Annotated in this window: 11 protein-coding genes; 6 read left to right on the forward strand and 5 right to left on the reverse strand. The window is 67.8% G+C overall.

Annotated elements, in window-relative coordinates; translation table 11 throughout:
* Positions 1-205 precede the first annotated feature (205 nt).
* The 5 genes from GLP40_RS07595 to GLP40_RS07615 all read left to right on the forward strand — a co-directional run bounded on the left by GLP40_RS07595 (position 206) and on the right by GLP40_RS07615 (position 7069).
* Positions 206-1867 carry an acyl-CoA synthetase gene (locus GLP40_RS07595; protein WP_154787119.1) on the forward strand — a complete coding sequence of 554 codons (1662 nt, stop codon included), beginning with the start codon at positions 206-208 and terminating at the stop codon, positions 1865-1867.
* A 243-nt stretch (positions 1868-2110) separates the two neighbouring features.
* Entirely contained in the window at positions 2111-3772 is a 1662-nt protein-coding gene (locus tag GLP40_RS07600; RefSeq protein ID WP_154787120.1) for an acyl-CoA synthetase, read from the forward strand.
* Between the two features lie 151 nt (positions 3773-3923).
* Complete coding sequence (locus GLP40_RS07605) at positions 3924-4499, forward strand: hypothetical protein (protein WP_328289829.1); 576 nt, start codon at positions 3924-3926, stop codon at positions 4497-4499.
* Positions 4500-4736: 237 nt separating this feature from the next.
* The gene (locus GLP40_RS07610; protein ID WP_407671543.1) at positions 4737-6215 is read left to right on the forward strand and encodes a PepSY-associated TM helix domain-containing protein; all 1479 of its coding nucleotides are present in this window, start codon (positions 4737-4739) and stop codon (positions 6213-6215) included.
* A gap of 131 nt (positions 6216-6346) precedes the next feature.
* Entirely contained in the window at positions 6347-7069 is a 723-nt protein-coding gene (locus GLP40_RS07615) for a hypothetical protein (RefSeq protein WP_154787122.1), read from the forward strand.
* A gap of 88 nt (positions 7070-7157) precedes the next feature.
* On the opposite strand, the gene galK is transcribed toward GLP40_RS07615, so the two are convergent.
* The gene (gene galK / locus GLP40_RS07620; RefSeq protein ID WP_154787123.1) at positions 7158-8267 is read right to left on the reverse strand and encodes a galactokinase; all 1110 of its coding nucleotides are present in this window, start codon (positions 8265-8267) and stop codon (positions 7158-7160) included.
* A 271-nt stretch (positions 8268-8538) separates the two neighbouring features.
* On the opposite strand from galK, the gene GLP40_RS07625 reads away from it, so the two are divergent.
* Positions 8539-10059, forward strand: a complete 1521-nt coding sequence (locus GLP40_RS07625; RefSeq protein WP_328289831.1) for a GGDEF domain-containing protein — start codon at positions 8539-8541, stop codon at positions 10057-10059.
* Positions 10060-10136: 77 nt separating this feature from the next.
* Here GLP40_RS07625 and GLP40_RS07630 read toward each other — a convergent pair whose 3' ends face one another.
* From GLP40_RS07630 to GLP40_RS07645, 4 genes are all read right to left on the reverse strand, one after another.
* On the reverse strand, positions 10137-10916 hold the full coding sequence (locus tag GLP40_RS07630) for a DUF6319 family protein (protein ID WP_154787125.1): 780 nt from the start codon (positions 10914-10916) through the stop codon (positions 10137-10139).
* 241 nt (positions 10917-11157) lie between these two features.
* Entirely contained in the window at positions 11158-11562 is a 405-nt protein-coding gene (locus GLP40_RS07635; RefSeq protein ID WP_154787126.1) for a hypothetical protein, read from the reverse strand.
* Positions 11563-11832: 270 nt separating this feature from the next.
* The gene (locus tag GLP40_RS07640) at positions 11833-12735 is read right to left on the reverse strand and encodes an SGNH/GDSL hydrolase family protein (protein WP_154787127.1); all 903 of its coding nucleotides are present in this window, start codon (positions 12733-12735) and stop codon (positions 11833-11835) included.
* A gap of 133 nt (positions 12736-12868) precedes the next feature.
* Positions 12869-15364 (reverse strand): MFS transporter, encoded by a 2496-nt coding sequence (locus GLP40_RS07645; RefSeq protein WP_154787128.1) that lies wholly within the window; start codon positions 15362-15364, stop codon positions 12869-12871.
* Positions 15365-15444 lie beyond the last annotated feature (80 nt).

Genomic DNA, 15444 nt, shown 5'->3' on the forward strand with positions numbered 1-15444 from the left:
CATTTTGATCGGGAAGGAACCCGCAGCCTGGGCCACCATGGTTAACGATTGGCGATCAACAGGTGAACGGGGGCGGACCATTCGCACATCGTCGGCTATGCCGGTTGTGACCGAATTTGTGTAACGACCGTCACAGTGCGCTGTTACGGTGGCGCTACCGCCGTCGGGACGGACGGCGGGCGGCTCGTCAATGGAGGTGGTCCGCATGGCCTCGGTTCTGCATTCCGCTCGGCAGCGCATGGCGCACACCGGTGAGGCGCTCAAGGGGCTGAGGCGGTTGCGGGAACTGGGTTTGAGCGATCCATCCGATCCGGTGGAGACGATGCGGTTACTGAAGGACTCCAGGGTTTTCGGGCCCCCGGCCACGGCCGTGCGGCGCGCGGCGCGCATATTCCCGGACCAGCCCGGCCTCGCCGACGAGCGCGGCGAACTGACCTATCGGGAGCTCGACGAGCGGTCGAACGCGCTGGCCCGCGGATTGCAGCGGACGGGGATCACGCCCGGCACCGTGGTGGGCGTGCTGGCACGCGATCACCGGGGCCTGGTGCTGACCATGGCGGCGCTGGGCAAGCTCGGGGCGCGACTGGCGCTGATGAACACCGGCTTCGCCAAACCGCAGTTCGCACAGGTCTGTGAGCGCGAGAACGTACGAGTGGTGTTGCACGACAGCGAATTCCTCGGTCTGCTCGACGCCCTCCCCGAGGATCTGCCGCGCGTGCTGACCTGGGTCGACGAAGGCATCGAAATACCTTCCGGCGCAAAGACTCTGGACGACCTCATCGAATCCAACGCACCGACGCCGCTGCCGGCCCCGAAGAAGCCGGGCGGCTTCATCATCCTCACCTCCGGTACCACCGGCCTGCCCAAGGGCGCCCCGCGCGAGCGCACCGGACCGCTGTCGACGGTGCAGATGGTGGATCGCATCGACTTCCCGCAGCGGGGCACGATGGTCATCGTCTCCCCCATCTTCCATTCCACCGGGTTCGCGACCTGGCTGACGGGATGCGCGTTCGGAAACAAAGTGGTGGTGATGCGCCGCTTCGACGCAGAGCGGACGCTGCGCCTGATCGCCGAGCATCGCGCCGACATGCTGGTGGCGGTGCCGACCATGCTGCATCGAATCGTGGAGCTGGACAAGGAGATTCGCCAGAAGTATGACGCCTCGTCACTGCAGGGGATCGTGCTGGCCGGTTCGGCGCTGTCGCCGGAGCTGTCGGTGCGCACGGCCGAGGTGTTCGGCCCGGTGCTCTACAACCTCTACGGCTCCACCGAGTGCGCGATCGCCTCGGTCGCCCGGCCGGAGGATCTGACCGTCGCACCGGGGACGGCCGGGCGCGCGCCGTTGACCTGTGAGGTGGCGCTGTTCGACGACGATGGGCGGCGCGTTCTCGCCAAGAATGTGACCGGCCGGGTCTTCATCCGTTCCGGCTCACCGTTCAAGGGCTACACCGACGGGCGGAAGAAAGAGGTCATCGACGGCTACATGTCCAGCGGCGACGTCGGGCACTTCGATGATCGCGGGCTGCTGTTCATCGACGGCCGCGACGACGACATGATCGTCTCCGGCGGCGAGAACGTCTTCCCGCAGGAGGTCGAGAACCTGCTGCTGGAGCGTCCCGACGTGTTCGACGCCGCGGTGGTCGGCGTGGACGATGTGGAATTCGGTAAGCGCCTGCGCGCGTTCATCGTTCCTGAATCCGGCGCGGCGCTCACTCCCGACGAGATCAAGACCTATGTGAAGGCCAACCTGGCGCGCTACAAGGTCCCGCGGGACGTCTTCTTCCTCGAGGATCTCCCCCGCAACGCGACCGGCAAACTCCTGCGCCGCGTCCTCGTGGAGTACGAACCTCCTGTCGCGCGCCAATAGGCGCCTCGCTCTTCACATTCGGGCCCATGTCCGCTCCTGACGTCGACCCGAATGGCCGCCGCGATACGGCGGCAATCCTGGGATCTCGGCCACGAGCTGGACGGTCTATTCGTTACTACCGGTAACGGAGACCTCGGCCACACCGCGACTGCCTGCGCTTGCTAGTGTTAGCACCGCACTGGATCTCGATGTTGCGGTCCGTCCGGCGACTCGTCCGGCGGGCGATCGCGGAAGGTTGTACCCATGTCACTTGCCCTTCCATCGGCTGGCACGGTTCTACGCAAGGCCGGCGATACGGCGCTCAGCGTCAACGCCATGGTCCGAGGGGGACTCTTCAATCCGCTGCGCCCGGATCACGCGGTGCGCTCGGCGCTCAATGTGCTGAAGTTCGGACCGTTCGCGGGTGCGGTTGTGCACGCGGCCAATACCAATCCGAAATCCGCGGCCATTGTCGACGAGCGCGGCGAGCTGACCTTCGAACAGCTCGACCAGCAGTCCAATGCCTTCGCGCGCGGCCTGGCCGCCCAGGGCCTGGGCCCCGGCGATGTGATCGGTGTATTGGCCCGCGACCATCGCGGCATGGTGCTGAGCCTGGTCGCCGCCGGCAAGCTCGGCGTGCGCGCGGTGCTGATGAACACCGGCTTCGCCAAGCCGCAGTTCACCGATGTGGCCGCCCGCGAAAAGGTGAAGGCGGTGCTGCACGACAGCGAGTTCTTCGACCTGATGAGCGCTATTCCGGCCGAGATCCCGCGCATCCTGACCTGGGTCGACGAGAAGGACAATGCCGACCCGTCGATTCCGACCATCGATTCGGTGGCGGCCGGGCAGTCCACCGCGCCGCTGACCCCGCCGGAGAAGCCGGGCGGCATGGTCATCCTGACCTCGGGCACCACCGGCACCCCGAAGGGCGCGCCGCGCGACAAGGTCAGCCCGTTCATCACGGCCCAGTTCCTGGATCGAATTCCGTTGCCGCGCAACAGCACCGTGGTGATGGCCGCCCCGATCTTCCACGCCACCGGCCTGTCGCAGTTCACGCTGTCGATCGCACTGGGCAATCGCGTGGTGTTCCAGCAGCGCCGCTTCGATCCCGAGGGCACGCTGGCGAACATCCAGAAGTACCGCGCCCAGGGCCTGACCGTGGTCCCGACGATGCTGCAGCGGATCCTGGACCTGCCGGAGGAGACCCTGGCCAAGTACGACCCGAAGCAGACGCTGAAGGTCATCTTCGCCGCCGGCTCGGCCATCCCGCCGGATGTGGTCACCCGCACCCTCGACTACTTCGGCGAGACGCTCTACAACGTGTACGGCTCCACCGAGTGCGCGGTCATGACCGTGGCAACCCCGCCGGAACTGCGCAAGGCCCCGACCACCGCGGGCAAGCCGCCGGTCGGCATCCGCGTCGCCCTCTACGACGAGAACCGCAAGCGCATCACCGCGCCCAATGTGACCGGCACGATCTTCATCGAGAACGGGCATTCGTTCAAGCAGTACACCGACGGCCGCACCAAGGAATACGTGGACGGCTTCATGTCCTCCGGCGATGTCGGCCACTTCGACACCGACGGTCTGCTGTTCATCGACGGCCGCGACGACGACATGATCATCTCCGGCGGCGAGAACGTCTTCCCGCAGGAGGTCGAGAACCTGCTGTCCAACCGCCAGGACATCCTGGAGGCCGCGGTGGTCGGCGTGGACGATCGCGATTTCGGAAAGCGCCTGCGCGCCATCGTGGTTCCGGGCCCGGACTCCAAGCGCGACGTCCAGGAGATCAAGGACTACGTGAAGGAGAACCTGGCGCGCTACAAGGTGCCGCGCGAGGTGATCTTCCTGGATGAGCTGCCGCGCAATGCCACCGGCAAGTTGCTGCGCAAGCCGCTGATCGAGATGGAAGTCACGGAGAACTAGCGCGCCTCGCCACCGCGGTCGCCGATCGGTCAGCGGTTTCTGTGCACGAAGCAGGGGCACAGAAACCTTGAACACCAGTTCCTTTCGTGCCCCGCCGCCCCCGCGGTGGGGCACGAGAGCTCGGGGAATCAGCGCTGGCTATTATCAGCGCGTGAGTTTCGAGTCCGGCCGCCGTGCGGCGCAAACCAGCAGCGATGCTGCGGTATTGCGTGGCGGGGCGGCCGGTTCGGTTTCCGGGGCGCTCGCGGTGGCGGCGCACGGCTGGATCTCGGGGGCCGCGCCCCTGGAGTCGGGGCCGTTGACACTGCTGGTCGCCGCCTCGGCCGCGGTCGGCGCGGTGGTCGCGAGCGTGCACGCGCTGCGCACCACGGCGGCCGGACTGGTGGTCGCTCTGATCGGCGGGCAGCTGCTGGGTCACTTCAGCATGATGTGGGGCTCGCCGGGCAGCATGCACCATCAGCACCACGATGCTTCGATGTGGAGTCCGGCCATGCTGGCCGCGCACATCGTGGCGGCCTGCGCGGCGACCGTCGTCATTCTGGGCGCGGAGGCGGCCTATCGGATCGGCACCACGGTGCTGGCCTGGGCGCTGCCGCGGCCGATCATACTGCCGGTGCTCACCGGGCCGCCGCTGCTGCCCATCCCGCACCGGGATCTCGTCGTGCTGCGCATCTTCGCGGCCGACGTCTTCCACACCCGCGGTCCACCCGCGCTCGTTCGAGGCTGATTCCCTTATTTCACCCGGGCACACGGGCTTTCGCGTCCGTGTGACGGCGCTGTACGTCCGCGGCCGTCGCGGTGGTGTCATGCGCGTCCCGGTATCCCCATGACCGCTGTGCGCACGCGGTGGCAGTCGCGTACGCGCCATGAGGGGGTCATGGCATGCCCGGACCAGCGTCGCTGCGACGTGTCCTTCCCCTGTGCCGCGTGTCCCGGGTGTTCCCTCGAACCCGAAAGACTCTTGGTGACAATCACTGACAGCGGTGTCGATACGGCACCGCCGCCCTCCCCTACCCCGGAGACGGAGCCACCGTCGCCCGGGAGATCTCCGAAACGGAGCGTGGGCAATGCCTTTCAGGCGCTCATGCTGCGACTGCATTTCTATGCGGGCGTCTTCGTGGCGCCGTTCATCCTGATCGCGGCCGTGACCGGTGCGCTGTACGCGATCTCGCCGACGTTGGAGAACATCACCTCCAGCGGTCTGCTGCATACCGATTCGACCGGACCGGCCAAGCCGTTGCGAGAGCAGGTGGCGGCCGCACAGACGGTCGAGCCGAACCTGGCACCGGTGGCGGTGGCTCCGGGCCAGAACGCCGGTGACACCACGCGGGTCATCTTCAGCGATCCGTCGCTGGGTGAGTCCGAGCGCCGTGCGGTGTTCGTGGATTCGGTGACCGCGCAGCCGGTGGGCGACAGTGTCGTCTACGGCAGCTCGGGCGCGCTGCCCATGCGCACCTGGATCGACAAGCTGCACAAGGATCTGCACCTGGGCGCGTTCGGCCGCTACTACAGCGAGATCGCGGCCTCCTGGCTGTGGCTGGTGGCCCTGGCCGGGCTGGTGCTCTGGTACCGGCGGGTGCGGGCGCGGCGCGAGAAGCGTTCGCCCGGTTGGCTGGTGCGGCCCGACCGCTCGCGGCCCCGGGCCCGCACGCTGAATTGGCATGCGGTGGTGGGGGTCTGGATCCTGCCTGTGCTCCTGCTGCTGTCGGCGACGGGGATGACCTGGTCGAAGTACGCGGGCGAGAACGTGACCCAGCTGCGGAAGACCATGAGCTGGACGACTCCCGCGGTGAGCGCCACACTGCCAGGGTCGACCGGACCTGCCATGCCCGCCGGTGGTGAGCACGATCACCACGGTGGCGGCGCGCCCGCCGCCGTGCCATCGGCCGACAAGGCGGCACTGGTCGACACCGTCTTCGGCGTCGCCCGCGCCAATGGCCTGACCGGGCCGCTGGAGATCAGCATTCCGGCCGAGGACGGCACCGCCTTCGTCGCGCAGGAGCTGCGGCGTCCGGGCCAGTACACCCGCGACGCCATCGCGGTGGACGGCGCGACCGGCAATGTCACCGACAAGCTGCCGTACGCCGACTGGCCGCTCGTGGCTCAGCTCACCAACTGGGGAATCCAGTTCCACATGGGCCTGATGTTCGGCCCGGCCAATCAGCTGCTGCTGCTGGCCATCATGGCCGGGCTGGTCACGGTGATCGTGCGCGGTTACCTCATGTGGTGGCGACGCCGGCCGACCAGGGAGTCGAAGCTCGCCGCGGGCAAGCCCCCGCGCCGGGCGCTGGCGCGGACCCCGCTGATCCTCCTGGCGCCGTTGGCAGCGGCTGCCCTGGTGATCGGCTGGTTCGCGCCCATGATCGGCCTGCCACTGCTGGCCTTCCTGGTGATCGACGTGCTGGTGGGTGTGGGAGCCCGCCTGCGCGCCACCACCGCCTAGGCACCGAAACGCTGAGCGACACGGCCTCCGGGCCGTGCCGCCGACCTTCCACACCCTTTCGCAGCTCTCGCGAACGGGAGCTGCTTCCGATCGTGCGGACCCTGACCCGCACCGACGAAAGACGAAAACTGATGAAGCTCAACAAGTTCGCCGTGTCCGCCGCCCTCGTGACGACCGCTCTGGGGATCACCGCCGGAACCGTGAACGCCGCACCCACCCCCGCCGACGCGGGTGTCATCGACTACACCGCTACCGTCGGCGAGAGGGACCTGGTCATCCGCACGGATGCCGGCTCGCTGGTGGTGGAGGACGGCGTCTTCAAGATCAAGGCGGCCGACGGCGCCACCGTCGCCGGTACCGAATTGTCCTTCCGTGTCGATGATTACGTCTTCCCGATCGCAGCCGACATCCATGACCGCGTGGCCACCCTCACCCCCCGGTTCGACACCGCCCACGCCGTCTACCAGCCGGTCGCCCTCCCCTTCGAGAACAGCGCCCCTTGGAAGTCCGACTACGAACGTGAACAGGCCGCCTGGAGCCGCATGACCAGCACCATCTCCATGGGCGCCACCATCGGCACCCTCGCCGGCGGTCTGGGCGGCGCGGCGCTCGGTTGCCTCCTGGGCGCCATCGGCGGCGCGGGCTTGGTCACCCTGGGCTCCGCGGGCGTCCTGGCCGCCATGTTCGTTCCCCTCCTCGGCGCCGCAGGCACCGGCTGCCTCATCGGTGCCGGCGCAGTCGGCTTCGTAGGTACCGTCGCCGGCCAACTCTTCGTCACCGCACCGGTGGCCATCGCCGCCGCAGTCCAGTACTTCACCACCATCACCCAGCCCTCCATCGCCCCCGCCAAGTAACCCGAACCCCGCTGCCGTCATCCGGTCTCGTCACTCGCGATCGGATGACGGCAGCGGCACAGCCATATTCAGCGGCGTCCGCACCTCGTCAATCGAGGCGGTGGGCGCCCGCCGATGGCGTGACCGTGAAGGTGCGAGGCGGAGGGAATCCCTTGGCGGTGAGAGCTTCTCGGACCGACGACGAAACTGCGCCGGCGCGGTCGCGGTCGACGAGGGCGATGACGCTGCCGCCGAAGCCGGCGCCGGTCATGCGGGCGCCGTGGGCGCCTGCTGCCAAAGCCGCGTCGACAGCTGTATCCAAAGGCGGGGCGGAGACTTCGAAATCGTCCCGCAACGATTCGTGGCCGGCGGTGAGGACGGGGCCGATTCGGCGAGGGTCGGCACGTTTGCGCAATTGTTCGGCAATTTGGAGGACACGGGCGTTTTCGGTGATCACGTGGCGGGCGCGTCGGCGGAGGAGGGGGTTGGGGAGGCGGCCGACTTCGGAGGGGTAGGGAATGTCGCGCAGGGAGGGGACGCCGAGTTGGGCTGCGGCGGCGGCACATTCGGTGCGGCGGGTGGCGTATTCGCCGTCGACGAGTTGGCGTGGAGTGCCGGTGTCGAGGACCAGCAGGGAAAGGGCGAAGGCTTCGAGGTCGAAGGGGATTTGTTCGGTGGCGGCGGTGCGGGTGTCGAGGAAGAGGAGATGGCCGGGGGTGCAGAGCAGGGCGGCCGATTGGTCGAGGGTGCCGGTGGGGACCCCGGCGTAGACGTTTTCGGCGGTGCGGGTGATGTCGATGAGCTCAATGGCGGTGATCGTGGGCGCGAAGAGGTCGCGGAGGGCGAGCGCGACCGAGCAGGACAGGGCGGCGGAGGAGGACAGGCCCGCGCCTATCGGGACCGTGCTGTCGAGGTCGAGATCGATGCCGGGGACCTCATGGCCGCGGCGCTCGAATTCGCGGATCACGCCGAGGGGGTAGCGCGACCAGGTGGGGAATTCTGACCAGCCGGCGGTGGCCAGAGCGGTCGTGGTGGTGTCGACCTCCGCTGGCGCCTGTCTGGATCTCAGCCGCACGGCGCCATCGGGTCTGGCGCGAGCCGTGCAGGTCATCCCCAGTGGCAGCGCCATCGGGAGCACGTAGCCGTCGTTGTAATCGGTGTGCTCGCCGATGAGATTGACCCGGCCCGGAGCCCACCAGCGTCCCGCCGTCGATTCCATTCGGGCTCCTGTTCACAGGGTCGTGCAGGCCGTAGGGTTCGATTCGCAGGGAGCATAACGAGTCTCGCGAAAAGCGGTCTTGCGAGTTCGACGAACTCCGCTCCGGAGCGGGCCTTTTCATGTCATGATCGGTTCGGTTGCCCAAATAGTGGCAGCGCCTTTCTCGACCGGGCACTCTGCCACCGCTGCGTGGGGACCTATGCTCGTACCGCAACACACACGGTTGATGATCGGCGGTGTCTTTTCGAGTACTGCTCGGACAGGGGGGCTGGTGGGAACGGACGCACAACCGGCCGAACAGTCCGGCCGACGCTTCAGGATCTGCTGGCGCACCACGCTGTTCATCGGTGGCGTACTCATCCTCGGCCTGCCCCTGGTGATCAACACTCGAGCCGTGGCCCTGGGCACCCTCTTCGCCTCGGTGGCCATCAGTCTCACCATGATCGGCCTCGGGGTGCGCAGGTACCGGCCCCGGCATCCCCTGCCCTGGTATCTGTTGTCCGCGGCCGCCGTGCAATTCACCATCGGCACCGCGTTGCGCCACATCTCCGAATCCCAGCGCCACCCCTTCGACGATCTGTTCACCCTGAGCGCCTACTGCTGTGTCGGCGTGGCCGCGCTGCTGTGGCTGCGCCCACGCCAGAACAGCACCGATCACGATCTGCTGCTCGACTCCGGGCTGATCGGCCTGGGCGCGCTGCTGTTGTCGTGGACCTTCCTCATCTCGCCGGTGCTGCACATGGCGCACCGCATCGATTTCACGACCGTCACCTGCGTCGCGGATCCGATCGTGGACGCCCTGCTGCTCACCGTGATCGTGCATTCGGTGATCACCGCGGCGCGCTCGGAGACCTCGCTGCGGCTGGTACACCTGGCCATGCTGGTGATTCTGGCCGGTGACCTGGCCTATAACCTGGAGACCGCGGGCTCGGCGGTGTTGGGCCGTCAGATCCAACTGCTGCCACTGCAACTGGGCTTCACCCTGATCGGCGCGGCCGCGCTGCACCCGAGCATGGTGGTGCTGGGCGGGCCGCGCGACATCCACCCGCACCGATCCCGCCAGCGCGCCAGCATCATCGCCATCGTCATGATCGTGGCCTCGCTGGTGCCGGTGGTGGGCTCGAGCCTCAATACCCTGGACCGCATCGTGGTCTCCTCGCTGTTCGCCCTACTACTAGCGGGCGTGCTGCTACGCAGTGAACGCGCCATCGAACGCAGCGCCCGCAGCGAACGGCGAGCGCAGTATCAGGCAGACCACGACATGCTGACCGGACTCCTGAACCGCGCCGCCCTGCTGCGGGCGCTGCATCGTAATAGGGAGCGTTGGGCCGGACAACCATTGGCACTGCTGTTCATCGACCTCGACGGCTTCAAACGGGTCAATGACAACTACGGGCACGCGGTGGGTGACGAGCTCATCGCCAATGCGGCCGCCCGCATCCGCCGGGTGATCCGCCGCGATGACGCGGCCGCGCGCTACGGCGGTGACGAATTCGTTGTGCTGGCTCCGCTGGCCCAGCAGCAGGCCCGCCAGCTGGCCGAGCGGCTGCTGGCCACGCTCGGGGAACCGTTCGAGCTGAGCGCGGCCGAGGTGCGCATCGCGGCCAGTATCGGCATCGCCTGCACGAAGCACCGCGAGACCGAGACCACGGTCTACGAGCTACTGCGCGAGGCGGATTCGGCCATGTATCACGCCAAGGAATACTCCCTCGGCTACATCTTCCACGACGATCTGCGCCGCAGCCGTCCCGAATCCGGCCCTCGCACCTGGCAGCGCGAATCCGCCGTGTGAGCCGGAGGAAGGCCAACCCGGCACGAAAAGGGTTGGGCTATTTGCCCTCGGGCCGGGTTTGCTCGGGCGGGGATTCGTCAGGCCAGGTCTTCGAGTAGCCGACGGGCCGATTCGAGCTCGGCCTGCAGCTGTTCGACCTTGGCGCGCTGCGCGGAGCGCACCGACTCCAGGATGCTGTCGACGACCTCGGACACCTCGGGGTGCAGGATCTTGGCCGCCTGGGAGACAGCCGAACTCGGGACCGACAGGCCACGAATCGTGCGCTTCTTCCCATTGACGACATCGATGGTCCACTCCCCGTCGGCGGTGCCGCTGAGGGTGACGGTCACCTCGGGAGCCTTGGGCTTGCGGGCCGCGGCCGCGGTGGCTGCACCGCGGGCCGGGCGCGAGCCGGCGGGCTTGGCCTTGGTCTCGGGCGCGGAATCCGCGGCCGGCTGCGAGGTCTCGACCTTGGCTTCCGGAGCGGGGGCGCTAGGCGCGGCGGCCGGCGCCGTCGTGGGGGACGACATCGTCACGGTGGGTTCCTTCCTGATTGCCGTTTTCGGTTGAGCACTGGCCGGTTTCGCACCGGCCACCGGCGCAGCGGCCGGTTTGGCCTGGGTCTGGCGGCCCGGTTTGGTCAGGGTCACCTCGGTGGGACCGAAGGACAGCACATCCTTCGAGCCCGTCGGCTTCACCTGCAGGAAGTCCCCTTCGGACGGATCCCCGAGGGACATCACCTTTCCGGAACGACCTTCCGGAACGCCGACCGCTGCCGCGGTGAACCACACCATCGGTGGCCGGCCCGCGTCGATTTCCTCGGCGATCTGCCGAATCTCGGTATCCGACAAGGGCTGTGGCTTGGTACGGGTCGACATGGGGCACTCCGAGCGGACGGGGCGGACATCTGCGTGCCAAGAGCATGCACCATGGCACCGACAAATCCACATCCGGAGAACGCGCATCGCCACCGACGCAGGGGCCAGTGAACCTTCGGCTATTCCTAGAGGTGCGGCCCACAGAGCATGGCCGGCGCTGGTGATCCTAAGCGTCCGCCCCTGTCCCCACGCAACTTTCGGGTCGGTGCTGCCGCGCGTACGCCCGATTCACGAACTTCGGTCAGAGCTGCTCCACTCCTCGCAGCACACACCGGACGGTCTGCGGCCGGGTTACCGGATCCAACAGCGTCTCGGTGGTGAAGTCCTGCGTCGAGCCCGGCGCCACCAGGACCTCGGTACGGGTCCGCTCCAGATCGGTGGCCTCCGGCGTCATGAAGCTGATCACCACCAGATACTTGTGCTCCACCACATCCCGATTGCTCACCACGGCCGTCGCCTGCCAGCCCGCGGAGGTCCCCGCACAGGCGGTGACGAAGGCGCTGCGCTGCATCTCGGCGGTATCGGCCACCGCCACCCCGGTATTGGACTGGCGCACCTGCGCGGCGTCGTCGTGGCCGCTGCATCCGGTGAGCAGTGCCACACATCCCGAGACGACACCGACGAGACCTCGGCCGGGGGTGATCATGAATCTCCCATTCCACCGCGCACTTCCGCCCCCGCACTCCTGTTGCGGCTGATCAGCCGCGCGCCGAGACTACCCCAGCTCGCCCGCGTGTCGTCACATGACGGCATAGGCGTGTCGCACCCGGAAACCAGCCGCACGCTCGCCTTTCGCGTGCTCGCGATCACATGCCTACGATCGAACGGGTGACGGTTGTGGTGAGCATGCGCCCTCGACTGCCCGGTGCCCGCTCCCGCGTGGTGGACGTGCGCGACGGCCGTGCGGCCGGACCGCTCAGGCCATGCGGCCGAGCGTCTCCAGCACCCTGCGCGCCTGATAGTCCGCGCCGAGCTGGTTCGGATGGAACGGCACCGCGAGCCCGATCGGGTTGCCGGAGTAGGGCAGCAGACCCTCCACCCAGCGCGTGCCCACGGGCTTGCAGGCGTCGTGCCCGTCGCTGCCGTCGTAGGTGTCCACGAACTCGACCCCGGTGTCGGCGGCGACGCGGCCGAGCATGTCGTGCAGTTCGATCAGCTTCTGCCCCAGCCAGACCGCGTCCGGGTCGGAGATGGGGATCTCGGGCCAGCAGCCGCCGTCGAGGCCGATGCCCTCGAAGTAGTCGAGTAGCAGGATGCGGGCGTGCGGCGCGCGTCCGCGGATGCCGGCGATGGTGGCTGCCACCCGCGGTTCGGTCCCGGCGATATTCTGCGACATCCGGTCGACGCCGCCCACCACCATATCGTTCAGGCAGGGGCTGACGGCGGGGTCGAAGGTGATGCAGTCGGTGACGATCGCGGCGAGATCCGCGTCATTGCCGCCGATTTCGAGTGTCACCAGATCGGTGGACTCGGTCAGCCGGTCGAATTGGGGCGCGTTGTCGCCGAGCGGGGTGTGCTGCGGCCTGGTCATGTCGGCGGTGACCGCGCCGCCGCAGGTGGCGTCACGGAACACCGGCACGGCCAGCGCCGCGGCCACCTGCTTGGCGTAGTTGTGGACGCTCTGCACGCAGGGCACGGGCGTGAAGGCGGTGGTGAGCTGACTCAGCGTGGCGTCGGCGGCCCAGGAATCACCCAGGGCCACATACTCGTCGACGGCCGGGGCACCAGTGCCGGGAGACGGTGGTTCGGCCTGGGCTGCTCCGGCGGGGAGGACAGCGACGAGGGCGGCGACGGTCAGCAGGGCACGCGAGGTCTTCATGTCCGTTCTTCCCCTGGATCAGCCCAACACCGGATGCTGGACCACTTTCGGTGCGAAACCTAACAGCTGACACCACGTCCCGCTCAGCGAAGTGAATCGATTCCGATTCGCCAGGTTTCCCGCCGCACCCCGTTCAGACCCGGTCCACCGATTCCACCCGCTCCCGCCCCCGCGACTGCACTCGCTCGTAACCGAGCAGCACATCGTGGGCGACCTCGCCGTCGGCGACAGTGACGCGACTGAAGACCGCCGGATAGCCCCGGGCCATGACGGTGTAGCGGCCCTCGGCGAGATCCGGCACCACATAGTGGCCGCTGTCGTCGGTGCGGGTCACCGCGATCAAATCCCCCGCCTCGTCCAGCACCGTGATCTGCGCGTCGGCGATGCCGGTCCCATGCTCGTTGCACGCCGACCCCGCCAGCACCGCGCGCGGCGCCAATTCGATGTCGTGGCGCAGCATTCCGCTATCCGGCACGGTGAGGGTGACCGCGGAGGGTCGCATGTGCTCGGCCACCGCGACCAGCGTGTAGGTGCCCGCCAGCACGCCCCGGCAGGTGAAGTCGCCCTCGGCCGTGGTGACGGTCGAGCCGACGACATCGCCGAACGCGTCGGTGAGGGTGATGGTGGCATCGCCCAGCGGCGCACCCTGTCCCGCCGACCGCACCACGCCCGACACCTCGCCCGATCCGAGCAGGGCCACATCCAGGCGGTGCGGGCGGCTGCCGACCGAAATGGTCACCGCGGCGGGCTGATACCCGAAGGCCGAGACGATCAGCACGTATTCGCCCGCCCGCGGCACCCCGATGACATACGCCCCGTCCGATTCGCCGATCGCCCGCGAGACCTGGCGTCCATGTTGGTCGATGAGAGTGAGCACCGCGTCGGGCACCGACTGCCCGTCCTCACGGTGGACACAGCCCGACACCGACAGGCCCGACGGCTCGACGAAGTGGAATTCCGGCTCCGGCTCGAACTCGGGTAGCGGTTCGGCGATCTCCTCGGCCGCTCGCACCGGAACATCCTGCAGCGGGACCTCTTTCATGAACATCAGTACGAACGCCGCTGCCACGGCCACCGCGGCCGCCACGAAGAACACACCGCCCATGGCATGGGTGAACCCGGTCAGGATGGGCGTGCGCACCTGCTCCGGCAGTGCCGCGATGCCGCTGGTATTGCTCTGAATCCGGCCCAGCTCCCCGACGTCGAACCCCGGGGGGAGCTGACCGCCGAAGGCCGCCAGGATCTTGTGCGGCAGCAGGTTGAACAGAATGGTCAGGAAGACCGCGACACCCAGCGTGCCGCCCATCTGCCGGAAGAAGGTGGCCGAGGCGGTGGACACTCCCATATCGGCGCGCGGGCCCGCGTTCTGGGCCGCGATGATGAGCGTCTGCATGCAGCCGCCCAGGCCGAAACCGATGACGCCGCAGTACAGCAGCGGCTGCCACAGCGGGCTGTCGTAGTGCACCAGCGCGAACAGCACCGATCCGGCGCCGATCACCAGTGACCCGAGGATCGGTAGCACCTTGTATCGACCGGTGAACTTGGTGATGAGCCCGGACAATTGCGCGCCGAGCATGATGCCCATCACCAGCGGTAGCATGAAAAGCCCCGAGCGCGTGGGCGAATACCCGCGCACTACCTGGAAGTACAGCGGCACCAGCACGATTGCGCCGAACATGGCCACACCGACGATGAAGCCGCCCAGGATGGCGATGCTGAAGGTGCGATTGCGGAACAGCCGCAAGGGAATCAGCGCGGCATCCCGCATGAGGGATTCGACGATCAGGAACAGAACCAGCCCGGCTGCCGCGATCCCGTAGCAGAGCAGCGCGCGGTCCGAGCGCCAGCCCCAGTCCCGGCCCTGCTGGGCCACGATGAGCAGTGGAACCGTGCCCGCCGCAAGGGTTATCGCGCCGAGCCAGTCGGTGCGGTGGCGATGCCGGTCGAACGGCACGTCCAGCACCTTGCCGACCACCAGCAGGGCCAGCACGCCGATGGGCACGTTCACCAGGAACACCCAGCGCCAGCCGGAGAGTCCCAGAATGTGGTCGGCATTGGAGAAGAACCCGCCAAGCACCGGCCCCAGCATCGTGGCGATGCCGAAGACCATCATGAAATAGCCCTGGTATCTGACCCTTTCACGGGGCGGCACGATATCGCCGATGATGGTGAAAGCCAGCGACATGAGCCCGCCCGCGCCGAAGCCCTGCACCGCGCGAAATCCCGCGAGCTGGTACATGGAGGTGGTGAAGGTGCAGGCCACCGAGCCGATCACGAACACGCCGATGGCGATGAGATAGCAGGGTTTTCGACCGTAGATGTCGGCGAGCTTGCCGTAGAGCGGCGTCGAGATGGTGGCGGTGATGAGATAGGCCGTGGTGGCCCAGGCCTGTTTGTCGAAGCCATGCAGGCTGTTGGCGATGCGGACGATCGCCACGCTCACGATGTTCTGGTCCAGCGCCGCCAGGAAGACACCCAGCAGCAAGCCGGACAGGATGGTCATGATCTGGCGGTGCGACAGTGTCGTCTCGGTCGGTGCCGTTGTTTCGGCCGGTGCCGGGGCGACCCGGACCGGCGCCGCCACCCGCGACTGGGTGGACACCGATGCCTGGGTGGAGATGTTGGTCATGTTTGGGGCCCTTGTCGGATTTCGGCTGTCCGTGCGTGCGGTGCTACTCGAAAAGACCTCGCCATGAAGCAATTCGGGCA

It is taken from the genome of Nocardia aurantiaca (assembly GCF_009708175.1).
Taxonomy (GTDB): domain Bacteria; phylum Actinomycetota; class Actinomycetes; order Mycobacteriales; family Mycobacteriaceae; genus Nocardia; species Nocardia aurantiaca.